The following is a 24,829-nucleotide window of genomic DNA, read 5'->3' as shown; positions in this document are numbered from 1 at the left end:
GAAAGCCGAGGAGGCTCCCCGACCGCCCGCGGAAAGCGAGTGCCTGGAGTGGAAATCAACGTCCAAATTGTACAAGCCATAAAAATAGACAAACTCGATTTTCATCGAGTTTGTCTACAGTCTGAGACCCATTATATAATAAATGGGTCTTAGACTGTATACAAACTCCAAGAAATCCAGTTGCATACGTTTTTTCTAACAGAATATTCCAGTTGATTTCAGAAATCCTCTCCTTTTCCTCCGACTGTCTGCCAAGCTACATCAAAGCAAGCGCCTGTGGGTCTCGGCTAGCCAGTTTTTCGGCAGGAGTGTCGCCTATTTCTTCAATCCATTGAGGATTCCAGTAAAAAACATGATGGATAATCTAGTCTTAAACATAATTCGGGATGAGACTAGCCTACAGTTTTTTCTTAACAAACGTTCCAGTTGATTTCTGAAATCCGCTCCCTTTCCGCCGACTGTCTGCCAAGCCACATCAAAGCAAGCGCCTGTAGGGTCTCGGCTAGCCAGTTATTCGGCAGGAGTATCGCAAATTTCTTCAATCCAATGAGGATTACAGTTAAAAACATGATGGATAATCAAGTTTACTTTTAAAATCTTGGTTCAGGGCGAGAAATCCGAAACTCCTTTTGTCGAAAAATTGATGGAACCCCGAGACTCTAGACGAATTGGAGAAGAGCCAGTTTCCCTACAATATTTCTTAAAAAAGAAGTTCCAGTTGATTGGAATGGAAGGTACGAGACTCCTGCGAGGAAAGCGCGTCGAGGGAGACCCCGCAGGCGAGCGCCGAGGAGGCTCCCGGACCGCCCGCGGAAAGCGAGTGCCTGGAGTGGAAATCATTACATATACCGTCTTTCAGAAATCCGAAATTAGATCAATGTTACCCCTTTTTGCAATTCAGGATAAATGGGGTAGTACTCGCACGGAAATAGCACCCTAAATTTGAAAGATCTATTTTTCAAATGTTCCTTTCACGACTGCTTGACCATCTTTGACCATGATCTGCCCCATCGCGATAACACTATTTATTTCTAAAGTTTGTTTCTTCATCATGATGATATCGGCGTCCTTACCTACCGCAAGCTGTCCCTTTGTAGAAAGTTTTAAAATGTTTGCCGGGTTTGCCGTCACCACTCGTATGGCATCGGCAATTGTCACTCCATCCTCGAGGACCGCATCGACAACACAATCATATAAAGACATGCATGTACCGATGTTCAAACCGCGCAGGTTGCCGCTTCCATCGAAATCAGGCAGGCTGGCTTGCCCATCTGAAGTTATGGTGATCTGCCCGATTTCAACGCCTTCTTCTAGTGCCATTTTTATTGCTGTACTTGCTTTGACCTCCCCTTCTTCTAGGAACTTCTGGATCGTACTTGTCGTAAAATCGATATACCCCCCTTTTTTGGCATAGTCTACTCCTGCATTGAATAAATGTGGATTTCGGTTTATATGTGTAGGGTAGAACTGAGTGATCGGTATTTCCGTTGTCTCGACAACCTCTTCAATTACATGCAAATGATCCAGACTGTCGCCGACATGAATGTTGACGATACCGCTTTTCCCGGACAACAGACCTCCATTACGCGCTTGAGAGGCCAGTTTAGCCAGTTCAGCTGCAGTCGGCTGTGATGAACGATGATCGGCAATGGCTATTTCGCCGACACCGATAATTTTATCCACAAGAATCAAATCATCTTCGATCTTACCGGTTAACGTCTTGACCGGAACTTGATAGGAACCAGTCTGAACGAAGCAGCTAATTCCTTCTTCTTCAAGCGCTCTCGCTTTAGCAAGCAGTGCCGGCATCGTCCTTGTCGTTCCATCTGTTCCGATGACCCCTACCAATGTCGTTATACCCGCTAAAGTGGCAGCTGTTAATTGGATTTCAGGTGTCCTCGTTTTAAAGCCTCCTTCCCCACCTCCACCGATTATATGTACGTGAGCATCTATAAAACCCGGAGCCACAATTTGACCACTCGCATCAATCACTTTCATTTCAACGAAATTGGCAGGTACATCAATCTTGTCCTCAATGAAGCCAATTTGCTTTCCAACCAAGAGGATATCTTTTTTGCCCATATATTCCGGACCATAAAGCTCCCCATTTTTAATAAGCGTGAGCATTGTTCGTTCTCCCTCCAAAATTGAAATTTTCAAATAGGTTTCAAAATCTTTCACTCGGGTAAATATACAACATGACCCGCTAACAATTACATAAAAAAGACCAAACATACTTGTTCATTTTTAAAAGTTGTAGCTGAATTGACATCTTGATTATGCTTTTCCAAAAGTATAAAAACAAAAGGAGTAAACGACATGAATAAAGTGATTTCTTCTGACATTAAAACAAATAAAAGATTATCCATGCGACAAATCATGAACCTATATCAAGTTACAAAAGAATTTAAAGGGAATATATACTTTATCTGCAACCATAAATTGGTCGATGCCAAGAAACTTTCGACTTTCGTATCCTTTGTGCTCATTCTTCAAGAGTGTGCAACCATGAAAGTCATACTTGAAGGCGAGAATGTACATGCCATGCTAGAAAAAGTACAGGCTATTTGTAAAGAAAATGATGCAAGTGCATTTGGTTTCCAATCGAACCAAACCGTTAATATTTAAATGATTCCAACTACGTTATGAAGAGGGTGTATAGAAATGAGAACCATTTTGATGGTGATAGGCGCAATCGTCGTAATCGGCATAATAGCAAATCTCATTTTTTAAGAATGATGAAAGACTGTCAGTAATTGACAGTCTTTTTTGTTGATTTAATTTAGAAGGGCTTGTTCATGCTTCCAGACCGGAGAATCACCACGGAACCTCCCAGTCCCTCCATTTATTCAAACCTTCCCGTATTTCATTTCCTTTATCAATCCAATATTGTCTCCTTTTCTCCTCTTCATCCTTTTCCTGTTGTTCAGCTATAAGTGCCTGTTGTTCAGCTATAAGCGGACCGATATCTTGAGCTTTAAAAGATTGAGCGGCTTGATTCTGTAAAGCTTGTGACATTATTTTTTGAAAGATGAGTGCACTTCCCTGACTGCTGTGTGTCGTTAGATAATGTTTTTCGTCCGTCTTATCATATCCAGCCCATACTGCACCGACCAGCGAAGGTGAATAACCGATGAACCATTGATCTTTAACCCCTGATATTCCTTCGATGGGAACTTGTGTGGAACCTGTTTTACCTGCTATTTCATAACCGGAAACAGCCGCGTTTTTCGCTGTGCCATATTCCACTGTTCCAAGCAGCATGGCATTCATTTTGTCGACGGCTCCTACAGAAGTCACTTTGGTGCTTTTCTCTTTCCAGGCGGCTACCTCTTTTCCATCGGCATTTTCTATTCTTACAATGGCATGGGTTTCCACCCGTTCCCCTTCGTTGGCGAAAGCTGAAAAGGCTCCCGCCATCTGAAGCGGGGACACACCTTTTTTCATCCCTCCTAAAGCGATCGACAGGTTTCGATCATCCTTGTCATATGGAATCCCAAACCGCTTAAGTGAATCAAGACCCCTATCGATGCCAATCTCATTCAATAACCAAACCGTTGGTACATTCAAGGAATTCATCACCGCTTCATACATAGGCACTTCTCCTTTATATTCACCACTTAGGTTTGTTGGCTCATATTCACCGAAGCTCATTTTTTCATCCTTTAAAGGGTCAGTGATATCATAACCCTCTTCAACAGCTGGTGTGTAAACGACAAGCGGTTTAATGGATGAACCAGGAGACCTTGTCAGCTGGGTTGCCCGGTTATATCCCATGAATTGATGTTTACCTCTCCCACCGACAAGTGCCTTTATGCCGCCAGTTTCAGGATCAAGGAGGACAGACCCGCTTTGAACCAGTTCCTCTGTACTCGTTCCAACTGGAAAATTGGCTTCATTCTCATACACCGTTTCTGTAGCCTGCTGCATGGATTGGTCCAGAGTCGTGTAAATTTTATAGCCCTTTGAAAGCAGCTCCTCAAGCTTAATTCCATATTTACTCGATGCTTCCGATAAAACATGATCGACATAATAAGGATACTTACCTCTTAATGGATCGGTTTCCTTCTCCCCCATAAGAAGTGTCACCGAATCTTTTTTTGCAGCTGCTTCTTCATCTTTCGTCAAATAACCATGTTCCGCCATTCTCGAAAGAACCAAATCACGCCGCTTCACTGCCCCGTCTAAATTCTTGTATGGATCAAGTTTGGATGGCAAGTTAATGACACCCGCCAGCAAAGCTCCCTCGGCAACGGTCAATTCAGAGACCTCTTTGGAAAAATAAATATTTGCAGCCTTTTTGATTCCCCATGCCCCATGGCCAAAATAAACTTGATTCAAATACATTTCCAGAATTTCATCTTTTGTGTATTGATTTTCAACTTCCTGGGCTAGAAAAAACTCTTCTATCTTCCTCTTCAGTGTTCGATCCGATTCCAGCATCGTGATTTTCACAAGTTGCTGGGTGAGAGTGCTCCCGCCTTCAACAACACTTCCAGCCTTTGCATTTTTAACCAAAGCCCGTATGATCCCTTGATAATCTATGCCGTGATGTTCATAAAAACGGTGATCCTCAATGGAAACCACCGCTTGTTTCATATGTTCCGGTATTTCATCTATCGCAACACCTTCGGATTTATTTGCCGTGATCGTACTGGCAAGATTCCCATCAAGATCATAGATTCCTGTCGGTTGCTGAAGATTATTTTCAAGATGGCTTATATCTGCACCCTGCCTGAAATACAATAGTGAACCGGCGCCTAAAACCACAATCGCCAATATTATAATTAGACCTAATTTAACTAACCCTCTCATTTGTACCCCCATTTTCCCATCTGCGACATGTTTCATTAAAAATATTTTACCCTTTTTATTAAAGAAAACTCGTCGATTGAATAAAAGGCGCCCTTTTCTTGTAGCACTATACTCGCGAATCGGCATCCTTGCCGATGATATCACTTTATCGTCTGAGCATGCCAACTAAATGAAGGACCAGATTTCATCCTACCATTTTAACTATGCCCGTATCTATCCTTTACCCGTAAAAGGCAATCTATATACCGATTAAAAGCGTGAAGCCATTTAAAAGTGGGTATAACACTTTTAAGGTCTTATAAAGGGGAGAGATCATATTCATGAAAGACTTAAAACATATTGTCGTCGCTTTTGATGGAAATGAAGAGTGTAAACGGGCCGTCGAATATGGAGCAACATTGAAAAAGGCCTTTCCAAAAGCCGAGTTGACCGTAGTTCATGTCCTAAATGATAAGGTTGAACAGCGTATCATGGGAGACGCCTCGGCTCCCGGGTTCTTACCTGCTGCCGGATTTTATGTGGATCCAGTCCAGACACATCCCGTTGTTGAAGTTGATCAGCCAGGGCATCAAAAGGTAAATGACACCCCTTCCGCCGTCGAGAATAGTATTCGGAACGCAGAAAGTAATACTTTGAGATTGTTAAGTGAATGTCAAGTCGAGGGAAAATTCGAACTATTGGAAGGATATGCGCCAGATAGCGTATGTGACTTTGCAGCAAGAACTTCAGCTGACCTTATCGTTGTCGGCAATAGCGCTAAAAGCGGTTTGGAAAAATTCTTCCTTGGCAGTACAAGTAGTTCCATTGCGAAAAACGCACCCTGTTCGGTATTCATTGCAAAATGAAGATTGAGCGGGTTCGCCCTGAATGGCTCGAGTAGAGCATTCTCCGAAAAAGGCCGGATTCTTATAGAATCCGGCCTTTTTGTTAATAGGATTTTTTCAGTAATGCAGTTGGAGCAGCCCAAAAACAACTGGGCGCTAATTGCTGCCCAAAAACACATCCTACACCAGTGCTAACCATCAGGTTCAAAGTGTCTGAACTAGAACCGTTCACTCTCAGCCTTTTTTGCTCCAGTTGTTGAAGTATTTAATTTTCGATCATCGGTTAGAATATACTATTGGTTTCTATAAATGATAATTAAAGAAAATGTACATGTAATCAAACTTGCCATTCCATTTGGCTATATTCTTTCATTTATCCAACTTCTTTACAGACCTTCAATACACCTGCTATTAACCAAGTTAGATGGTTAAATACGACAATTTTTCTATAGACTCACTAAGGTTTGATTTGGTATCTTTAATAAGCCTAATTTACATTGGGGAGGGAATGGACATGGATAAACATTCGATTTCAGCTGAAAAAGGTGCATACATAAGCATTGCCGCTTACATATTCTTGTCTGCTCTTAAATTGTCATTTGGTTATTTCGGTGATTCTAAAGGGCTTTGGGCAGATGGTTTAAATAATACGACCGACATCATCGCTTCCATAGCCGTATTGATCGGTTTAAAAATTTCAAAGAGACCTCCTGATGATAATCATTCATATGGTCATTTACGGGCGGAAACCGTAGCATCGTTGGTAGCTGCGTTCATCATGATCACAGTGGGCCTCCAGGTTGTATTCAGTGCCATTGAATCCTTCTTTCACCAAGATTCAACAACCGTTCCCAGTATGCTGACAGGTTATGTCGCTCTATTCTCCGCAATCTTCATGTACGGAATCTACCGTTATAACTTATCATTAAGTAAAAAGATCAACAGCTCTTCCATCTATGCCGTTGCACAGGATAATCGTTCCGATGCCCTTGTCAGTGTTGGTGCTTTCATTGGAATCATCGGTACTAAGATGGGAATCCCTTGGCTGGATGCGATAGCTGCAGCAGTCGTGGGGTTCATCATATGCAAAACGGCCTGGGATATCTTTCGTGATGCCTCCATTTCTTTAACCGATGGTTTCGACGAGCAGCTCCTGCAAAAGATCGGACAAACCATTATATTGACAGAAGGTGTTAAAGACATGAGTGAAATTAAAGCCCGGATGCACGGAAGTGAAATCCTGCTCGAAACTACCGTTCATGTTAACCCCCTTTTGACCGTCATTCAAGGTCATGATATTACGGTTAAAATCGAAGAAAATCTATTGAAGGAATATAATATCCAGCATGTGATCGTTCACATCGAACCATATGCATTTCATAAAAAAGGTAACCGTCATTAACTTTACGGATACCTTTTTTTGTTATTATTTCCTGCAATTACTGTAATAAAACTGTATCAAAAAAAGGTATTTATTGATAGATTGCCGAATATTTATCCAATTGACACATGTTAAAAGAACAGTAATCTGTTATCATGAAAACAAGATGTAATTATTTTGATATTTTGTAACTTTATTCAAATAAAGCACTTTCTGGGTCAAAAGTAAATTCATTTTCCTACAGTATGGAGGGCAAAATGGTATCTAATCGAGAAATGACCATTCACTTTTTATCTTCTCAAAAAAGCAGTATCATTTCCAAATGGAAAGATGAGTTGCTGCATTTACCGGACGGATATCTAGGGTATTTTAAAGGAGAAGTGGAAAATATTTTTAATCTGCTAATGGATCAGCTTGGAAAATCGGATACTGAAATAGACGATGTACTGAAGGTCGTAGGGGGAAAAATTGCATCTGATCGAGTTAATAAGCAATTGGATATGGAAAATTTCTTTTCCACTGCAACCATCGGGAGATCCATCATCATAGAGCACGTTTTGAATTCCGAGGCACCAAAAAAAGAAATATCGGATCTTATTAAGCAAATAAACGTATACTTCGATAAACTCATTCATTTTGCATTATCCCATTATACCGAATTGAAAACGATGGAACTTGAAGAACGCTATCAATTCATAAGCCCAAACCATAAAGACCGTTTGACGCTCCTTGGCCAAATGACCTCAAGCTTTGTCCATGAATTCAGAAATCCACTGACTTCCATCATGGGATTCATACAATTGTTACAGGCAGAACAACCTGAGATAAAATACCTTGATATCATTTCAAAGGAATTGGATCAGCTCAATTATCGGATCACACAATTTCTTAATATTTCCAAGAAGGAAACTTCAACATCACCACCTGATCTATTTTCCATTGCTCAGCTTGTGAATGAGGTGATTGAATTTTTATATCCCAGCATTTTGGAAGTTAATGCTTCCATTACATGTAATATTGCCGAGGATGCCGTAATCTCCGGTTCTAAAGAAGAATTTCGTCAAGTGTTACTAAATATTATATTAAATGCTCTTGATGTGGTTGCAGGGATGCCTTCCCCATCCATTTACATTTCAGGCTCTGAATCACCACCCGGCATTCTTACTTTAAATATATCGAACAATGGGCCGAAGATACCTGACGACGTCCTGCCGAATATCTTTGAACCATTCATCACCACAAAAAAAAGAGGAACGGGATTGGGATTATTCGTCTGTAAAGAAATCGTTTTAAAGCATCAAGGAACCTTATCCTGTCACTCTACCGATTTCCTAACGACCTTTTCCATACAATTAAAAACTAAATAATGGATAAATATCCTTTTTTCCTTAGGTTTTTAGTGTGAAATTTTTGACTGATTGACGTCCATTTACTTATACTAATAGGTAGGTTCCACTACTAATCGAGGTGAATGATCCTATAGATTGAAAATAAAAAACAGAATAATTTTCATACAGGACAGACGAGACTTATTTTTCATCTAACATTTTATATACTAATATCATTTCATTCATTATTGGTTTTGGGAGGTGACTGGGATAATTAAATCGTTCGGCACATCTGGCGATGCAATTAAGTCCCACACTAATTGGACATATTAAGTTTTTTATTTGTCATTATTTTAATTGCTTTAACGGCCTTTTTTGTAGCTTCGGAATTTTCGATCATAAGGGTTCGCAGCTCTAGGATCGATCAATTGATTGAAGAGGGAAACAAAAAAGCGATTGCGGCAAAGAAGGTTACATCCGATCTTGATGAGTACCTATCCGCGACACAGCTTGGAATTACCGTTACTGCCCTTGGATTGGGGTGGCTTGGACAACCGACCGTCCTCAAATTGGTTGGGCCTTTATTCAACGCCTTGAATATCCCTCAAGAAGTCACAAACATTCTGACATTTGTCATTTCATTTTCCCTGATTACGTTCCTGAATGTGGTTGTAGGTGAATTGGCTCCTAAGACGGTTGCCATCCAAAAGGCTGAGCAAGTGGCCTTGGCAATAGCCAGCCCGCTGATTTTTTTCCATAAGATAGCCTTTCCCTTCATCTGGGCCCTGAATCATTCTTCCCGATTGGTTGTCGGCTTATTTGGCTTTAAGCCAGCATCCGAAAGCGAAATAGCCCATACCGAAGAAGAATTGCGTTTCATCTTATCAGATAGCTATAAAAGCGGAGAGATTAACCAGTCGGAATTTAAATATGTAAATAACATCTTTGAATTCGATGATCGTGTTGCCAAAGAAATCATGGTTCCAAGGACAGAAATCATGACCATATCCAAAGATGAAACGGTACAGGAATTTGTCGATGTGGCCAAATTGGAAAAATACACTCGATATCCTGTTGTCGAAGGTGATAAAGACCATGTCATCGGCTTAGTGAACTTAAAGGAAGTTTTCTCGGATCTTATTAAGAACCGGGAAATCCATATCAAAGCGATTGAAAATTACGCTCGTCCGATCATTCGGGTAATGGAAAATATACCAATTCACGATTTGCTGTTAAAAATGCAAAAAGAACGCATTCATATGGCTATTTTGATGGATGAATACGGCGGAACTTCCGGACTTGTCACAGTCGAGGATATCCTTGAGGAAATCGTTGGGGAAATTCGTGATGAATTCGATATCGATGAAGTTGCCTCGATCAGGAAAATTAAAGATGGACATTATATTTTGGACTCTAAACTTCTTGTAAAGGAAGTGAATGATCTACTTGGCATTCACTTAGAAGAAGATGATGTCGATACTATAGGCGGATGGGTCCTTACTGAAAATTATGATGTGAAGGTAGGGGACATCATGGAAAAAGACGGATTCTGCTTTAAAGTGATTGAAATGGAAGATCACGCCATTCGTTCTATTGAGGTCACAAAAAAGGTCGTACAGCTTCCTCTGGAAGAAGACCTTACCCAAGGATAATGATTAAAAACAGCCACGTAAAAGGTGATTTTACGTGGCTGTTTTTTCGATTTGTTCATTTATCGGGAAACCGTCCCATTTTTTTGACCGTTACGATTGGAGGTGTGCTCTTTTTTTTCCATAAGATATACAGCATGATAAAGATTAAGGAAAAACCAGCAGCCGGAATTAGATAAGGTTCAGTTATTTCCCGGATTTGCTGCCAATTCTCGCCGAGGATCCTTCCTAAGGTCAGGAACAATATGGTCCAAGGTATGACAGCCGCAACCGTATAAAATATAAACTTCCATACGGACATCCTCGCAATTCCGGCAGGGATGGAGATAGCATGGCGAACCACTGGAATGAATCGAGCCGTAAAAATCACGCCTACACCATACCGTTGAAACCATTCTTCAGCATGTACAATATGATTTTCTTTAATTAAAATATATTTTCCATACTTCAAGAGAAAGGGCCGTCCTCCATAATAACCAGCCCAATAGAGAAATAGTTGTGCCATCGTCCCTCCTGCCACACCTGCAAGAACAGCTCCCCAAAAATTCATTTTCCCCTGGCCGACCACATAACCACCGTATCCGAGAACAAGCTCACTCGGGATGATTTCAACCATCAGTCCCAATAAAATCCCCATATAACCCATTTCCGCAAACCAATTTAATATCGTCATTATAAGCTGTGATATCATGCTATCGGACTCCCCTTACCGCTAATTGCAAATTGTTTGTCCTTCTATCCTATTTCAGCTCATAACGTTCTATTCGATTTTTTATATCCAGTTTCACTTTGTATCCCTTTTAGAATGCACAAAAAAAGACCAGCTGATATGTACTCCGGTCTCATTGCATCAATATTCTTTTAGCTCCCGATTTTGGGGAAATTGAGAAAAAACAGCTGTGGTGAGTAAGGATGAATCATTTTGTGAAACATTAGTGAAAATCTCCTGGCGTGATTTCGTTTTTTCAATATGAATCCCGAGATCTTTATACTTGTTGATTATTTGATTATTCATGCTTACCCTCCCTTTCTGCTGTACCGTTATCCTTTAACTTCCCATTTAACGAAAGGATAAAACCTGTTTAAACAATTCGATCAAAAAAACAATCAATTGACTTGAATCGTTTGCAGTTGGTGTTCATGCACTTCGTCTTTTTCAACATGTACCTGCACCTTATAGGTTCCAGATTCTTCGAAAGATACCTTATTTAGATATGTTCCATTTCCATTTTCTTCAGCTTTGGTGAAATGACTCTCCTCGCTGCCTTCCTTCCACACCTCGAAATTCACATCTGCATTTGTCAGTGGCTTCCCATTCAATTCAACGGTCGCTTCAAAGTTTGTACTGTTTCCTGCCTTTACAGGGTTACTTTGAAACTCGATGGATACATCCGTACTAGGATGTACCGATGCACCTTCACTTTCATGTTCTGGAACGACAACTTCTTTTTCAGGCATTGCATGAAGGCCTTTGGCCGTTACATGGGAGACTACAATATATTTGCCTTGTTCTTCAAAAGTATGCATCACTTGATACATGCCACTTCCAGTATTCTTTGCTTCAAGCATTTCCCGTTTATCCTGTCCGGACTTTCTCACTTCAAACAGTACCTCATCTGCTTCATTCACCAATTGGCTTCCCTGTTTCACTGTCGTTTCAAGAATGACTTCTTTTCCAGGCTCCAATTTCCCTTTAATGACAATGGATGCATCCATCGATTCTGGAACAGCACTGTTCACTTCTTTATCCTCTGGCATTTCAGACTCTTGACACCCTGCCAGCATAACTAACAACGCAGTACACATATATAGTTTTTTCATATGAACTTCCCTTTACTATTTATTAGACTAAAAATCTGTCCTTTTCATATTGCCCATCCTTTCCTTTTTTCAGATTTTTATACATAATTCAACATCAAATAGTTCGCATCACGGTGACTGAAGTCAGCATGGCTACCGCGATGATCGTTAAAAATGAATATAAAAAGATTGAAGTCCCCACCACGCTCAATCCGCAAAGCAGTACACATCCATCAATGAAAAAAATCAGCAAACCTACATTAAGTCCACTCTTCCTGGAAAGGATCTGTGCCAACATATCCGTTCCGCCTGTAGAGGTCCCATACCGAAGCATCAAGCCGATACCAAGTCCAATCAACCCTCCCCCGATTATCGCACTTACATAAATGGGAAGATTCCATCCGATGACAGCGTCGGAAAAAATATCGATGCATAATGAGGAAAAAAGCAAGCCATGCAAGCTGTTCAGAAATAACTTTTTTTCAAAGTACCAAGCATATATATATAATGGAATGCTGCTCAAAATCACACCCAGTCCTGTTGGAAGTCCTATATAGTAATGAAAAATCAGCCCAATCCCTATCATGCCACCATCCAATAAATGATAAGGTATCAGAAAAAAATTGATTCCCACACCTACAAGCATGCTGCCGGCAATGATCGCTGCCATCCTTTCCATGATTTTAATGGCTGCCACCCCCTTTAATCTGCATTTAAAACTTGTCTTGGTTTTTATAGAATATGTTTAAACCATCCAAAAAATAATGAAACTGATCAATTTTTTATGAAACGACCTTTAGTTTTCTGAATATTCTATAATATGATACAATAAAGTAGTTAAAACAGTCAAAAACAGCTAATTATTAGCTCAAACTAATCCTTTACAAGCAATTTACCGGATTTATGGTGCCGTAAGCTGTTTGACTGAATGATTAACTCTTTCTATAATGAAAGTATTTAAATTAATTAGATTGAGGTGATTTGATGGGGCATTAAAGAATGTTCGTTTTGACGGGCTGACGCCGCTTTGCGTAACGGATATATGCATCCTTTTGGAAAATGGCTGCACTCCTTCAGACAGAAATTCTTCTATTTCCCGTCTACGCATCGCTAATCGGCATATACTATTATTCTCTTCATCACTAAAAGAAATGGGAGTTCAAGCGGCTGCACATCTATTACCACAGCCATTTTGAATGGATCCCGAAAATATTCAGCACGGCAAAAAAAATATACTTGTATATTTTAAAAATGTAGGAGGTGTACTCCTTATTCGTCTCGAAGGCGAGTTAAGGGAGACTATTTGGACATAATAAACTTGGTTCTTATTGCCATTTTAATTGCTTTAACAGCATTTTTTGTAGCTACGGAGTTTGCGATTGTTAAAGTGAGAAGCACGAGGGTCGATCAATTAATTGAAGAAGGAACGCCGAATGCTCTTTCAGCAAAGAAAGTCATATCCAACCTAGATGAATACCTCTCAACATGCCAGCTCGGAATTACCGTTACCGCTCTAGGGCTTGGGGTGCTTGGGGAACCGACAGTTGAAAACATTTTGCGCCCACTCTTGAATCAATTGAATCTTCCTAATTCAGCTTCACATGCACTCTCGGTTGCAATTGCCTTTTCTTTCATTACCTTCATTCATGTGGTTGTTGGGGAATTGGCACCAAAAACATTAGCGATTCAAAAAGCGGAGCAAGTAACTTTATTGGTTTCGAAACCTTTAATTGGTTTTAACAAAATCATGTATCCATTCATCTGGGTACTGAATGGCTCTGCAAGGACGCTTACAAGAATGCTAGGATTAAAAGCAGTTTCCGAACATGATTTGGCTCATACAGAAGAAGAGCTTCGTATCATTGTTTCCGAAAGCTACAAAAGTGGCGAAATTAACCAATCAGAGTTTAAATATGTGAATAAAATTTTTGAATTCGATGATCGGATCGCAAAAGAAATCATGGTTCCACGTACAGAAATTGCAACGGTATCCAAAGATGATACGATCCAGCAGTTTTTCACCGTTATGGCGGAAGAGAACTTTACAAGATATCCTGTCATTGACGGTGATAAGGATCATGTTATCGGAATGGTCAATATCAAAGAGCTATTCACTGAAATGATAGACAAGAACAATCAGGCAGCGTCAACGATCAACCGGTATGTTCGTCCGATCATCCGTGTCATTGACAGTATCCCGATTCACGATTTACTTTTAAAAATGCAAAAGGAACGGGTCCACATGGCTATCCTCATGGATGAATACGGCGGTACGTCAGGTTTGGTGACCGTTGAAGATATCCTTGAAGAAATCGTTGGCGATATCCGCGATGAGTTCGACTTGGATGAAGTGCCGGATGTCCGCAAATTAAAAGAAGATCACTATATCATCGATGCCAAGGTATTAGTCAGTGAAATGAATGATTTACTTGGATTGGATATCAATGATGAAGATATTGATACGATGGGCGGGTGGATCCTTACCGAGAATTACGAGGCCAAACAAGGTGATATCCTGACTTATGGTCCCTATAACTTTAGGATAAAAGAAATGGAAGATCACCATATTCGTTATATTGAAATATACAAACCAGCAAAAGTCGTAACCGAAGTGAAAGAATTCCCGATGATATCACAAACCGAAATCGTTTCATGATAATAACCCCCGTCCCTAATAGGAGCGGGGGTTATTTTTGTTCCGACTGGTACATGAAATAAAATAAATACATATTATATAAAACCTGCTGCATGTAACATTGAATGATTACATGAAGTATAGTTCTACCTTTATTGTTTCATACTGTTAAAAAGCGATACTTTTTGAAGGAGTGAGGAATCATGAAACTCATAACCATTTGCCAACACTGCAAAGGCAAAGGGAAAACCCGTTATCTGCAATTCTTTTCCCGGGACTGCAATCATTGCAACGGTCAAGGTAAAGCTGTAAAAGATATGTCAAAGTTAAGAAATCAGGCAAAAAACATCTAATAATCTTTCATATTTTGAAATTGGTTTTGATGACACCTGCCCTCTTTAACGTATCATAAACAATCAGTATCGAAGGTCCAAGGAAAAGCCCAATGAAACCAAGCATCTTAAACCCTAAATAAAGACTGACCAATGATGCCAATGGGCTCAATCCCATATTTGCTGAATAGATTTTTGGTTCGATGGTCCTTCTTATGATGGTAATGGCCAGGAATAGGATGATTAGGCCAATACCTAGATGATGGTTTCCTTGAGCCCAAACAATTAATGCCCAAGGAACCAGTACAGATCCCGTCCCCAAGATAGGTAGAATGTCCACAACTACTATTAACAGTGCCAATGGAATCGTATACTTCACATTTAACAACCATAGTCCTCCATAAGCCATGATGAACGTTATTAAACTCAACAGGATTTGTGCCTTGATGAATCCTACGGCTGCCATACTCAAATCTTGATAAACTAGCGAAATCTTTTGATAGGTGGATAACTTTAAATAAAGGACTGCCTTTTTTCTTAACTTAGGCAATTCAAGACTAATTAAGAATAATGCGATTAAATAAATTAAAAAGTCAATGAAAAATCCCGGAATGAGTGTAACGAACTGAACCATATCCTGAACAAAACCCTCTGTGAACCCCTCCAGAGCCCTGACTCCCTTTTCCATCGTTTGTTCTATTGATTGAATGAGATTTGGCGGCAAAGTTTGGGAATACCGTTCCCATTGCCTAATGACTGGCAATATAGCCGTCAAATACACTTCACGTATGAAACCAGGAAATTCTTCCGAATAGACGATGACCTTCTTGATTAATACCGAAAAGGAAAAATAAGTGATGCTCATAAACCCGCCTACATATATAACAAATGAAATCAATACTGCCCAAAACCGATGCAGCTTTGCCGTTTCACCAATCATGCGGACCAATCCATCCAAAAGAATGGCGGTGAGCAACGCTAAAATCAAAGCCCATGAATAGGGCATGACGATTAATATGCCTAAAAGGAGAATACCCCTCCAAAACCAGCGGAAAAAGACGGCGACATTCACTGAACAAACCCTCCTTGCACTTTCTTGTTCTCCTTATATTTATGAAATGGGGTCACATATATTTCGCTTATACGTTTTATTTTCTCAATAAGGGGAAAAAGAGATACAAAGAGATGGAGGGATTGACATTGGATAATAAAGATAAAGAAAAGTATCTTGAGGAGCGTAATGATAAATCCAAGGCATTCAAGAAGAATCAGGAAAAACAGCTGGAACGTGATCAAGTGGTCATGCCCATTGATGATTTACCAATTGATGAAATTAAATATGAACGACAAGAAGAAAGAAATAAAAAAGAAACAAAACACCGCTCCACCAGCGAGAGGGTTTAAACAAAAACCAGCCACTCAGAGGCTGGTTTTTGTTTGCTGGATATATCGCATTCAGCTTTCCAATTCTCGGGGGCACTTCTGGACAATTTGAAGGAAAAAATAATTTTTGCCATCATATATTACAGTTTGTAGACAAAAGGGGTTCGGAAAATGTATCTTTCATTAAATGATGTTCCGGCACCAACTGACCCAAAGCAACACCTTCAACTCCTCAGGTATGGTTTCTAACTAAATGTTATAACAAAGTTGTTTGGAGAGTAAGGTACGAGACTCCTGCGGGAAAAGCGCGTCCAAGGGAGACCCCGCAGGCGCAAGCCGAGGGCGGACCGCCCGGCGGACAGCGAGTAACTGGAGCGGAAATAAACGCCCAAATGGACAAACCATAAAAAAACTGTAGGCAAACTCAAATTCTCGAATTTGTCTATAGTCTGAAATATATTCCATCATATATTAAGGTTCTTCTTGTGATTGTACATATGCTTCCCCCCTTGTTTTTTGATGATTTGGGAAGACTGAGCTTTCCCTCAATTCATTCATATTGCCAGTATTTTTCCCTTTCCTGCTTGGCTTCCAAAAATAAACATTGACTGAAATAAATGATTCTTTACAATAGACTTTTAAGAATTAAAGAATATAATGGACTGGTCGGCCATTATAAAGGAGAATCATATGACGAACCCTACTCAATTATTTCATCAATATTTACAAGTATCGAGATCATTAGTCAGCAAAATGAATGAACAAATTACAGCCCTTGAAATTTACCATAATCAGTGGACAATCCTGAATTACTTAAAGAACTGTGGATATTCCACAATCCCCGATATTTGCAGCTACTTGGATGTAGATAGTGTTATCATCACACGTTCGGTCAACAGCATGGAACAGAATAATATGATTAAACAAGTTCCTGGAAAAGATGAACAGGAAAAACGAATCGAACTGACCCCCCGGGGCAAAGAGGTACATACAAAATGTCTTAAGATTGCAGAAAAAATCGAAGGAAAAGCCCTGGAAGGCATTACTGAAGAAGAACAGGAAATATTTTTCCAGACGGTCCTTAAAATCCTCAATAATATAAGAAACTAAAATGGGTATCTTATATTATTGAGGAATAAGGGTTCACCAATGCCTTCTTATCTCTTTCGGATCATGCTAGAGCCATGCCTTTTTTAAAAGCCGGATTCCTGCTTCGATTTCCCTTTCGGTTAAACCACCGTACCCAATCAAAATAGTCGGATCTTTCACATTCTCTGTATGATAAACCGATGTTGGGTGGACTTTAACCCCCACACTGGCAGCCTTTTGAATGAGCTCTGCCTCACTGCTGCCGTTTTTTACTTTTAAAAGAACGTGCAATCCTGACTTTTCACCGATTACTGCTACACGATCATGGAAGCTCTCTTCAATTGCATTCAGCAGCACCTTATTCTTTTTACGATAAATCGTTCGCATTTTATTCAGATGGCGTTCCCAATGTCCATTTTTCATGAAAAGACAGAGCGTTTCCTGAATCAGTCTGGAAACGGTCTGTTTGTATCCTATTAACTTCTGCTGATAGCTGCAAGCCAACTCCATGGGTAACACCATGAATCCCACCCTGATTGATGGGATGAGCGACTTTGAAAACGTGCCCAGGTAGATGACCCTTCCATTTGTGTCCAACCCCTGCAAGGACGGAATCGGTTTTCCTGCATGTCGGAATTCCCCGTCATAATCGTCTTCAATAATATAACCCTTTTTTTCCACTGCCCAATTCAGCAATTCAATCCTTCTGGTTATCGGCATGATCATACCGGAAGGAAATTGGTGGGAAGGAGTGACATAAGCAATATTCGCTGCACTCTCTTTCAAGGAGTCCACACTCATTCCACTTTCATCCAAGGGTATGAATGCCATATCCGCTCCCTCCAACCTCAGTACCTCCCTTACCCGATGAAAGCCAGGGTCTTCCAACCCAAATACCCGCTCATTACCAAGAAGTAAACGCAGCAGATGGATGAAATACTGGGTACCTGCCCCAATGATGATTTGATCAGCCCTGCAGCGAACTCCTCTCGATTGAAATAGATAGGATGAGATCTCAGCCCGGAGCCCCCATTCCCCTTGAGGATCACCGCTCATGAACATTTCCCTTTCCTGTAGATACAACGTATTGTTCAAGCATTTTTTCCACACGGCATGCGGGAAGGAATCCACGTCCACCCTGCCATGATTGTAATCTATCTCCTTTCTTTCATTCTGAGGGCCCATCATCCCTTCTGTTACAGGCAACGGTTCATTCAAAGCTGAGATCGGTTCTAAATCGGCTACGTAATAACCTTTCCTTAATTGACTTTCCACATATCCTTCGGCCATCAACTGCTGATAAGCCGTATCCACTGTATTCAGTCCTATCCCTAAATGCACGGCTAGTTTTCGTTTAGAAGGCAGTTTCATTCCGGCCTTTATTTGTCCATTCTGGATTTCCTTTATAAAGTATTTATACAATTGGACATATAAAGCTTCTTTATTCGTTTTATCTAAGTTTAAAGTGATTTCAAACATTTGGTCCTCCTTCAAACTGGTACCATAAATTATATCAGCATTGGTCCTTATTGCAGGACCAGAATATTTTTATAATGAAGATATCAATCAAGAGGAGGTAACTATGGAGCATATCGAATTATTCGGGAAACACGTAATACTCACCCCGATGATGGACCATCATATCGAACCGCTTTACGCCGCTTCCCTGCCATCTGAAATATGGGAATGGAGCGCAACAAAAATTTTGTCATATGAAGAGGCGATCTCCTATGTAAAGGAAGGCATTCGAGCAAGGGAACAGGGACTTCACCATCCATTTGTCGTTATCGATCAGACTGATGATTCGATAGTTGGCAGTACGAGCTTAAGAAATATTCAATTTCATAATCATTCCTTGGAAATCGGTGCGACTTGGTATCATCCCGACAAATGGCGAACAGCCATTAACACAGAATGTAAGTACCTGCTATTGCAGCATGCTTTTGAAAAGTGGCAGATGAAACGGGTTGAATTCAGGACGGACGAATGCAACAAAAGATCGCGTGCAGCAATAGCCAGGCTCGGCGCCCTCGAAGAAGGCATTTTGAGGATGGAGAAAAAACTGCAAGATGGAAGGATAAGGAACACGGTGGTTTTCAGTATTCTCGAGCATGAATGGCCCAGTGTGAAAAGGAATTTGGAAGCTTTTTTGCAAAGGTGAAGATGAGAAAAAGAGTGCCGTTGTTTTGCACTCTTTTTCTCTTGCTGCTATTTTTCATGTGAGTCTTTATGAATTTTCGATAAAGAATCCTTTTGCCTTTTCGTTGATCGAATGAATATGAAAACGCCGACCGCAAATAAAAACGGCATTAGTAAAGCAAAAAGAAGATAAATCATATCACCAAAGAACAAGTTCATTCCCCCTAAGCAATGGACGCGCACCTTTGTCTGGAAAGCTTTTCGGTCAAACTTGGATGATCATTGCTCAGTCTAAACTTTGTGACAAGCGAATCATATCCTGGCACTGAATCCCATTTTCATAAATGGCCTCGGAATAGTTTCTATTAAAAAAATCCCGATCGACCCCAGTTATTCTAAAACCGCATTTTTGGTAAAGGGCAAGCTGCCCTATCCCCGAATTTCCCGTGCCGATTTCAATCGTTTTATATCCCTGTTCCCTTGCATGGCCTATGGCGTGTTCAATCAATTGCCTGCCGATTCCTCTTCCATGGTGCCGTTCATCCACCGCGATGTTCATTATCTCTATCAGTTTTGGACTTTTTTGCAGTAAAACATAAACACCGATCATTCGCTTATCACTCACGGCAACAAAGCACGTTCCGCTTCCCAAGTATTCCTCGACCAATTCCCTTGAAGGATCTGCCAAAAGCAATAAATGCATCGGCGGTGGCTCATCCATGAATAATTCCCTTATCTCCATCAGCTTCCAAACCCTTCTCAGTTTAATTCTTCTACAAGAAGACCAACCAATTCCGATGCAGGAAGTTCCCTGCTCAACTTATATCCCTGCCCTGCCCACAAAGCCATCAAATCAGGATTGTTTTTTTGTCCAGCCGCTTTTCGCATTTGTTTTGTCATGTGATGGACATAAGGATAGGCGACTGGTGCAACGCTATCATATTCCGTTAAAAAGTGATTCACCAACCCGCGTGCCCTCCGGCCGCTGAAGGCTCGGGTAATTGAGGTCTGAGTAAACCGGGGATTTCCCAGCGCCGCCTTATGGACCGGACTTGCCCCGCTTTCGGGACAGCGAAGGAAAGCAGTTCCCAATTGCGCCGCTGTTGCTCCCGCTTCGAGCACGGCCGCGATATCCTTTCCATGCATCAGTCCGCCCGCGGCAATGATCGGTAAGTCCAGTTCATCTTTTATCATCCGTATCAATACTAAAAGACCGTAATCCTCTTCTGTGCGGTTTTCAAAACTGGCTCGGTGCCCCCCTGCTTCAAACCCCTGTACACATAGAACATCGGCGCCTGCTCCCGCCGCCCTTTTTGCTTCCTGAAGGTTGGTTACTGTCACGGCTATAAGGGAACCGACATCTTGGAGCTCCCTTATTACATCTTCCGTTGGACATCCAAACGTAAAACTGACGACAGCGACCCCAGCTTCCTTCAATACCTGTAGTTTATTTCCCCAATCATCGTCATCACTTTCGGCTTTTCCAATCTCAGCCCCAACGCTCTCGGCCTCTTTTTCGATATTTTCACGATAGGCAGATAATATATTTTCATCCACCGCCTCGTTGCCTGGCACAAATACATTCACGCCAAAAGGGCGCTCAGTCAAATGACGGGTCTGCCCTATCTCGTCCTTTACCTCTTCTGCAGTCTTATAGCCAGCTGCGAGAAAGCCCATTCCTCCTGCATTGGATACTGAAGCCGCAAGCTTCGGAGTGGAAGCTCCTCCTGCCATCGGTGCCTGAATGATTGGATATCTCATTAACTCTTTCAACATTCCATACAACTCCTCTTGATTTTTCTTCATGCCCTTATCATTTTTACGTTTTCTTGGTATAATGATTATCTGTAAGAGAAAAGTGTCTACATGATCACCCTTTATATCTTGCAAATATAAAACATAGGTGGTAAATAAAAAAATGGAAACAAAACCATATAGAGTATTACTTTATTATTTGTATGTACCCATCGAGAATCACGAAGAATTCGCAGCCGAGCATCTTGCGGCATGTAAAGCCCTTGAATTGAAAGGCCGTATCTTGGTGGCTTCAGAAGGTATCAACGGAACCGTTTCAGGTACAATCGAACAAACCGACAAATATATGGACATGATGAAAAGCGATCCCCGCTTTGCCGATATCGTGTTTAAAATAGATGAAGCTGACGGCCATGCTTTCAAAAAAATGCATGTTCGCCCACGCAATGAACTTGTAACGCTTCGCTTGGAAGACGACATCAACCCGACCCAGACGACAGGCAAATACTTGAGCCCGAAGGAGTTCTTCGAGCAAATGCAAGATGAAAACACCATCGTCCTTGATGCCAGAAATGACTATGAATTTGATTTAGGACATTTCAGGGGTGCAATCAAGCCAGAAATCACGAATTTCCGTGAACTTCCGGAGTGGGTACGGGAAAATAAAGAAATGTTCGAAGGCAAAAAAATCCTAACGTATTGCACCGGCGGTATCCGCTGTGAGAAATTCTCCGGCTGGCTTGTCGAAGAAGGCTTTGAAGATGTAAGCCAACTGCATGGCGGCATCGCAACATACGGGAAGGATCCCGAAGTCCAAGGTGAGCTATGGGATGGCCAAATGTATGTATTTGATGAAAGGATTGCCGTACCTATCAATCAAAAGGAACATGTCATTGTCGGACGCGATATTTATTCCGGCGAACCTTGTGAACGCTATGTCAATTGCGCTAATCCTGAATGCAACAAGAAAATCCTTTGCAGTGAAGAGAACGAACACAAACATATGCGCAGCTGTACCCATGAATGCCGAGTGCATCCGCGTAATCGCTATGTAGTCGAGCATAACCTTTCTGAAGAAGAAGTGGCTGAGAGATTACAGCTAATCGAAGATTCCATTACGGCAAAATGATTTTAGCAAACCCGAATCAGTGGACATGATCCCTATTCGGGTTTTTTTATCGATTCAAACCAAATCTTATTTTCCTATATTAAACCTATGTCTTAAACTTCATTCCACTGCAAGAATTAACTATAATCTTTTTAATGCCATCTGCCTCTACTGCAATATTACTTACACTCTTACTTCTATATCACAATAGAAAAAACCTTCTTAAATCGTAAAAAGAATGGTTTCAGCTTTAAGATTTTAGCGGTCAGCAGTCCTACCTTCAATAAAAGAGCGATTCCTCTTTAGAGGAATCGCTCTTACTTTCATTAATTTTATTTTGCCTCTGCACTTACAACAATCCCGCAAGCTTGCCTATCGCCTGCATCGCCAGTTTTCAAAGTATCTTCATCCGGTCCTTTTTCTCCATTGGCTTCGTAACGGTCCGGAATATTGGCAAAGTTGTCTGGATTCGCATGAACGATTACAGCCAACTCTTCTTTCTTCAGTTGGTCTATTGTCATGTTATCCAATGTTGCCGTATATTTTGCTGTCCCATCTTGTTTTACATATAAAGGGGGCATGTCCCCTGCATGTTTCGAGTGCGTTTCATCAGTTGGATTGAAGTGTCCTCCCGCTGTAGTGAAAGGGCCATCCTTAGCATCCGGCTCACATGCTGCGTTTTCGTGTATATGGAATCCATGATAGCCCGGCTCAAGGCCCTCCAAAGCGGTCTCGATCACTACAGCATTCTCTTCAGCGGTAAAGTTCACCGTTCCAAGTGTTTTCCCTTCTACATCTTTAACTTCCGCTTTCACCTGCGGATCAACCTCTGTATCTGTTCCTTGTCCCACTGTAGTCATGTCCTCGGCATTATCATCGGTCTGATTCGAATCATCCGCTGAATTACATCCATACAGTAAAAAGGCAGCACACATAGGCAGCACAAGTTTTTGTTTATAGTTCATGATAAATTCCCTCACTCTCTTATATGTATTTCCTCTTATTACTTTCCACTATTATGGAAGAATAAACAGAAAGCGGGATAAATAGGAAAATAGATTACACCAGTGAGAGTGAATACCTTACTAAATTCACAGACACAGTTTTGCATTATAGCTAAATGGGCTCACATTTTTACAAAGTGATGACCCCGAAAGTAATGGCTGCGATGGTCATTATGATGGTTGTCCCAAACGCCCATTTAAACAGGAATTTTTGGTGATCCCCAAAATCCACGCCTACAAGGCCAATCAATATGAAAGTTGCAGGCACCAATGGCGATAAGGGGAACCCGGTGGTCGAATGACCTAATAAAGCCGCCCTTCCGATTTCTACAGGGGCAATCCCGAAGCTCGATGCCGTTTCACTTATTATTGGTAGAATGCCAAAGTAATAGGCATCAGGCGAAAAAATGAACCCCATCGGAATGCTCGTCAGTGCTACCACCAGTGGCAAATGTGCCCCAAGCCAATCCGGGATGACGGTTACGATTGAAGCGGCCATCGAGTCCATCATCTTTGTTTCTGTGAATACACCAGTAAAAATCCCTGCAGCGAAAATGAGTGTACAGATCATCACGAAGCTATTGGCATGACTTAAAATCCTTTCCTGCTGTTCTTTTGGGTTCGGAAAGTTAACAAATAATGCAATCGCAAACGCGGAGGCAAATAAGATTTGGATCGGCAGCACTTCCATCACCAGCAATACCATCAGTAAAATCGTCAAGAGCCAATTAAACCAAAAAAGCTTGGATGTTCCTTCAGGTGCGGTTTCAACAGCTGCAGCCTGTTCGCCCATACCAGGTGACATGGGCGTCTCCGTGGAACTGACCCCTAATCTCTCCCTTTCCTTTTTGCCAAGTACATATGCCGAAAAAAGCGTCCATAAAAGACCGCAAATCATGACCGGAATGAGAGGAAGGAATAACTCCGATACCTCTACTTGAAGACTCGCGGCCGCCCTGACCAAGGGACCTCCCCAAGGAATCATATTCATGACCCCAGCGCCTAAACCAACGACACAGGCCAATACGAGCCTGTTCATCCCCAATTTGATATAAAGCGGCAGCATGGCTGAAACGGTGATCATGAATGTGGAAGAACCGTCTCCGTCCAAACCTACCAACATGGTTATAATGGCGGTTGCCATGACAACCTTTAGCGGGTCTCCTTTTACAAAACTCAATATTTTAGCGATCATAGGCTCGAACAAACCAACGTCAATCATTAAACCAAAGTATAGAATAGCAAAAACGATCATGACTGCTGTTGGTGTCACCTTTAAAATACCCGCAACCATCATATCTCCCATTTCCGAAGCAAATCCACCAATCACACCAAAAGCTATCGCCGTGAAGATAAAAGCAACAACCACTGATAAGCGCTTTGTGATGACTAAGACCAGAAACGTTAAAATCATGCAAAATCCTAAAATCGTTAACATGTTAAAAACTCCTTTAATTGAAAAATGAATGCCTTTCGTTTTATTTAATTTTTCTGAAAAGTCAATATTTTCACATTATATCATTTGCCCATTCATTAAAAAACCAGTAAAACAAATTCGTTTAATAAATTAGTTAAATTCTGTATACT

The 24,829-nt window shown here is 41.1% G+C and carries 24 protein-coding genes; 10 read left to right on the top strand and 14 right to left on the bottom strand.

All coding sequences use genetic code 11. The features are described 5' to 3' along the window. Positions 1 to 410 precede the first annotated feature (410 nt). Positions 411 to 569: a hypothetical protein gene (locus tag Q8G36_RS11585; protein WP_305160305.1), complete on the bottom strand. Its 159-nt coding sequence runs from the start codon at positions 567 to 569 to the stop codon at positions 411 to 413. A 382-nt stretch (positions 570 to 951) separates the two neighbouring features. After that, the gene (gene iadA / locus Q8G36_RS11580) at positions 952 to 2,127 is read right to left on the bottom strand and encodes a beta-aspartyl-peptidase (protein ID WP_305160304.1); all 1,176 of its coding nucleotides are present in this window, start codon (positions 2,125 to 2,127) and stop codon (positions 952 to 954) included. Between the two features lie 192 nt (positions 2,128 to 2,319). Here iadA and Q8G36_RS11575 point away from each other — a divergent pair, with 192 nt between their 5' ends. Then, positions 2,320 to 2,628, top strand: a complete 309-nt coding sequence (locus Q8G36_RS11575; protein WP_305160303.1) for a hypothetical protein — start codon at positions 2,320 to 2,322, stop codon at positions 2,626 to 2,628. 189 nt (positions 2,629 to 2,817) lie between these two features. On the opposite strand, the gene Q8G36_RS11570 is transcribed toward Q8G36_RS11575, so the two are convergent. Beyond that, positions 2,818 to 4,815 carry a transglycosylase domain-containing protein gene (locus Q8G36_RS11570; protein WP_305275044.1) on the bottom strand — a complete coding sequence of 666 codons (1,998 nt, stop codon included), beginning with the start codon at positions 4,813 to 4,815 and terminating at the stop codon, positions 2,818 to 2,820. A gap of 320 nt (positions 4,816 to 5,135) precedes the next feature. Here Q8G36_RS11570 and Q8G36_RS11565 point away from each other — a divergent pair, with 320 nt between their 5' ends. The 4 genes from Q8G36_RS11565 (at position 5,136) to Q8G36_RS11550 (ending at position 10,000) form a co-directional block, all read left to right on the top strand. Beyond that, complete coding sequence (locus tag Q8G36_RS11565; protein ID WP_305160301.1) at positions 5,136 to 5,660, top strand: universal stress protein; 525 nt, start codon at positions 5,136 to 5,138, stop codon at positions 5,658 to 5,660. 493 nt (positions 5,661 to 6,153) lie between these two features. Then, positions 6,154 to 7,041 carry a cation diffusion facilitator family transporter gene (locus tag Q8G36_RS11560; RefSeq protein ID WP_305160300.1) on the top strand — a complete coding sequence of 296 codons (888 nt, stop codon included), beginning with the start codon at positions 6,154 to 6,156 and terminating at the stop codon, positions 7,039 to 7,041. A gap of 236 nt (positions 7,042 to 7,277) precedes the next feature. Continuing rightward, the gene (locus Q8G36_RS11555; RefSeq protein WP_305160299.1) at positions 7,278 to 8,387 is read left to right on the top strand and encodes a histidine kinase N-terminal domain-containing protein; all 1,110 of its coding nucleotides are present in this window, start codon (positions 7,278 to 7,280) and stop codon (positions 8,385 to 8,387) included. Positions 8,388 to 8,668: 281 nt separating this feature from the next. Further along, a complete protein-coding gene (locus tag Q8G36_RS11550) occupies positions 8,669 to 10,000 on the top strand; it encodes a hemolysin family protein (RefSeq protein ID WP_305160298.1) in 1,332 nt (443 codons plus the stop codon). A gap of 55 nt (positions 10,001 to 10,055) precedes the next feature. Here the strand turns inward: Q8G36_RS11550 and Q8G36_RS11545 are convergent, their stop codons facing one another. The 4 genes from Q8G36_RS11545 to Q8G36_RS11530 form a co-directional block, all read right to left on the bottom strand. After that, entirely contained in the window at positions 10,056 to 10,685 is a 630-nt protein-coding gene (locus Q8G36_RS11545; protein ID WP_305160315.1) for a DedA family protein, read from the bottom strand. A 162-nt stretch (positions 10,686 to 10,847) separates the two neighbouring features. Continuing rightward, positions 10,848 to 11,012 carry a hypothetical protein gene (locus Q8G36_RS11540; RefSeq protein ID WP_305160297.1) on the bottom strand — a complete coding sequence of 55 codons (165 nt, stop codon included), beginning with the start codon at positions 11,010 to 11,012 and terminating at the stop codon, positions 10,848 to 10,850. A 92-nt stretch (positions 11,013 to 11,104) separates the two neighbouring features. Beyond that, entirely contained in the window at positions 11,105 to 11,818 is a 714-nt protein-coding gene (locus Q8G36_RS11535) for a FixH family protein (protein ID WP_305160296.1), read from the bottom strand. 94 nt (positions 11,819 to 11,912) lie between these two features. Continuing rightward, positions 11,913 to 12,494, bottom strand: a complete 582-nt coding sequence (locus Q8G36_RS11530) for a YitT family protein (RefSeq protein ID WP_305160295.1) — start codon at positions 12,492 to 12,494, stop codon at positions 11,913 to 11,915. Positions 12,495 to 13,100: 606 nt separating this feature from the next. Between Q8G36_RS11530 and Q8G36_RS11525 the strand changes: the two genes are divergently transcribed. Continuing rightward, entirely contained in the window at positions 13,101 to 14,453 is a 1,353-nt protein-coding gene (locus Q8G36_RS11525; RefSeq protein ID WP_305160294.1) for a hemolysin family protein, read from the top strand. Positions 14,454 to 14,792: 339 nt separating this feature from the next. Here Q8G36_RS11525 and ytvI read toward each other — a convergent pair whose 3' ends face one another. Then, entirely contained in the window at positions 14,793 to 15,836 is a 1,044-nt protein-coding gene (gene ytvI / locus Q8G36_RS11520) for a sporulation integral membrane protein YtvI (RefSeq protein ID WP_305160293.1), read from the bottom strand. A gap of 128 nt (positions 15,837 to 15,964) precedes the next feature. Here ytvI and Q8G36_RS11515 point away from each other — a divergent pair, with 128 nt between their 5' ends. Both Q8G36_RS11515 and Q8G36_RS11510 read left to right on the top strand, forming a co-directional pair. After that, complete coding sequence (locus Q8G36_RS11515; RefSeq protein ID WP_305160292.1) at positions 15,965 to 16,168, top strand: hypothetical protein; 204 nt, start codon at positions 15,965 to 15,967, stop codon at positions 16,166 to 16,168. A gap of 669 nt (positions 16,169 to 16,837) precedes the next feature. After that, entirely contained in the window at positions 16,838 to 17,257 is a 420-nt protein-coding gene (locus Q8G36_RS11510; RefSeq protein WP_076367409.1) for a MarR family winged helix-turn-helix transcriptional regulator, read from the top strand. 66 nt (positions 17,258 to 17,323) lie between these two features. Here Q8G36_RS11510 and Q8G36_RS11505 read toward each other — a convergent pair whose 3' ends face one another. After that, on the bottom strand, positions 17,324 to 18,715 hold the full coding sequence (locus tag Q8G36_RS11505; RefSeq protein ID WP_305160291.1) for a PLP-dependent aminotransferase family protein: 1,392 nt from the start codon (positions 18,713 to 18,715) through the stop codon (positions 17,324 to 17,326). Positions 18,716 to 18,818: 103 nt separating this feature from the next. Here Q8G36_RS11505 and Q8G36_RS11500 point away from each other — a divergent pair, with 103 nt between their 5' ends. Then, positions 18,819 to 19,397, top strand: a complete 579-nt coding sequence (locus tag Q8G36_RS11500; RefSeq protein WP_305160290.1) for a GNAT family N-acetyltransferase — start codon at positions 18,819 to 18,821, stop codon at positions 19,395 to 19,397. Positions 19,398 to 19,444: 47 nt separating this feature from the next. On the opposite strand, the gene Q8G36_RS11495 is transcribed toward Q8G36_RS11500, so the two are convergent. The 3 genes from Q8G36_RS11495 to Q8G36_RS11485 all read right to left on the bottom strand — a co-directional run bounded on the left by Q8G36_RS11495 (position 19,445) and on the right by Q8G36_RS11485 (position 21,151). Then, positions 19,445 to 19,588, bottom strand: coding sequence for a hypothetical protein (locus Q8G36_RS11495; RefSeq protein WP_305160289.1), 144 nt, complete (start codon positions 19,586 to 19,588; stop codon positions 19,445 to 19,447). A gap of 73 nt (positions 19,589 to 19,661) precedes the next feature. Continuing rightward, entirely contained in the window at positions 19,662 to 20,117 is a 456-nt protein-coding gene (locus Q8G36_RS11490) for a GNAT family N-acetyltransferase (RefSeq protein WP_305160288.1), read from the bottom strand. Between the two features lie 17 nt (positions 20,118 to 20,134). After that, positions 20,135 to 21,151, bottom strand: coding sequence for a nitronate monooxygenase (locus Q8G36_RS11485; RefSeq protein ID WP_305160287.1), 1,017 nt, complete (start codon positions 21,149 to 21,151; stop codon positions 20,135 to 20,137). A gap of 142 nt (positions 21,152 to 21,293) precedes the next feature. Between Q8G36_RS11485 and Q8G36_RS11480 the strand changes: the two genes are divergently transcribed. Beyond that, positions 21,294 to 22,259: a rhodanese-related sulfurtransferase gene (locus Q8G36_RS11480; protein WP_305160286.1), complete on the top strand. Its 966-nt coding sequence runs from the start codon at positions 21,294 to 21,296 to the stop codon at positions 22,257 to 22,259. Between the two features lie 311 nt (positions 22,260 to 22,570). Here Q8G36_RS11480 and Q8G36_RS11475 read toward each other — a convergent pair whose 3' ends face one another. Beyond that, entirely contained in the window at positions 22,571 to 23,203 is a 633-nt protein-coding gene (locus Q8G36_RS11475) for a superoxide dismutase family protein (RefSeq protein WP_305160285.1), read from the bottom strand. A gap of 169 nt (positions 23,204 to 23,372) precedes the next feature. After that, positions 23,373 to 24,680: a CitMHS family transporter gene (locus Q8G36_RS11470; protein ID WP_370694048.1), complete on the bottom strand. Its 1,308-nt coding sequence runs from the start codon at positions 24,678 to 24,680 to the stop codon at positions 23,373 to 23,375. Between the last annotated feature and the right edge of the window lie 149 nt (positions 24,681 to 24,829).

Source organism: Peribacillus frigoritolerans, from assembly GCF_030676415.1.
In the GTDB taxonomy this organism is placed as follows: Bacteria; Bacillota; Bacilli; order Bacillales; family DSM-1321; genus Peribacillus; species Peribacillus frigoritolerans_A.
The sequence above is the reverse complement of the archived record's forward strand: the minus strand, read 5'-3'. Positions and strand labels throughout refer to the sequence as shown.

Excerpts from the sequence above, each read along its gene's own strand:
- Q8G36_RS11560 (WP_305160300.1), top strand. The coding sequence starts at position 6,154 with ATGGATAAACATTCGATTTCAGCTGAAAAAGGTGCATACATAAGCATT.
- Q8G36_RS11565 (WP_305160301.1), top strand. The coding sequence starts at position 5,136 with ATGAAAGACTTAAAACATATTGTCGTCGCTTTTGATGGAAATGAAGAG.
- Q8G36_RS11500 (WP_305160290.1), top strand. The coding sequence starts at position 18,819 with ATGGAGCATATCGAATTATTCGGGAAACACGTAATACTCACCCCGATG.
- iadA (WP_305160304.1), bottom strand. The coding sequence starts at position 2,127 with ATGCTCACGCTTATTAAAAATGGGGAGCTTTATGGTCCGGAATATATG.
- Q8G36_RS11555 (WP_305160299.1), top strand. The coding sequence starts at position 7,278 with ATGGTATCTAATCGAGAAATGACCATTCACTTTTTATCTTCTCAAAAA.
- Q8G36_RS11540 (WP_305160297.1), bottom strand. The coding sequence starts at position 11,012 with ATGAATAATCAAATAATCAACAAGTATAAAGATCTCGGGATTCATATT.
- Q8G36_RS11535 (WP_305160296.1), bottom strand. The coding sequence starts at position 11,818 with ATGAAAAAACTATATATGTGTACTGCGTTGTTAGTTATGCTGGCAGGG.
- Q8G36_RS11570 (WP_305275044.1), bottom strand. The coding sequence starts at position 4,815 with ATGAGAGGGTTAGTTAAATTAGGTCTAATTATAATATTGGCGATTGTG.
- Q8G36_RS11480 (WP_305160286.1), top strand. The coding sequence starts at position 21,294 with ATGGAAACAAAACCATATAGAGTATTACTTTATTATTTGTATGTACCC.
- Q8G36_RS11470 (WP_370694048.1), bottom strand. The coding sequence starts at position 24,680 with ATGTTAACGATTTTAGGATTTTGCATGATTTTAACGTTTCTGGTCTTA.
- Q8G36_RS11475 (WP_305160285.1), bottom strand. The coding sequence starts at position 23,203 with ATGAACTATAAACAAAAACTTGTGCTGCCTATGTGTGCTGCCTTTTTA.
- Q8G36_RS11575 (WP_305160303.1), top strand. The coding sequence starts at position 2,320 with ATGAATAAAGTGATTTCTTCTGACATTAAAACAAATAAAAGATTATCC.
- Q8G36_RS11490 (WP_305160288.1), bottom strand. The coding sequence starts at position 20,117 with ATGGAGATAAGGGAATTATTCATGGATGAGCCACCGCCGATGCATTTA.
- Q8G36_RS11485 (WP_305160287.1), bottom strand. The coding sequence starts at position 21,151 with ATGTTGAAAGAGTTAATGAGATATCCAATCATTCAGGCACCGATGGCA.
- Q8G36_RS11510 (WP_076367409.1), top strand. The coding sequence starts at position 16,838 with ATGACGAACCCTACTCAATTATTTCATCAATATTTACAAGTATCGAGA.
- Q8G36_RS11505 (WP_305160291.1), bottom strand. The coding sequence starts at position 18,715 with ATGTTTGAAATCACTTTAAACTTAGATAAAACGAATAAAGAAGCTTTA.
- Q8G36_RS11585 (WP_305160305.1), bottom strand. The coding sequence starts at position 569 with ATGTTTTTAACTGTAATCCTCATTGGATTGAAGAAATTTGCGATACTC.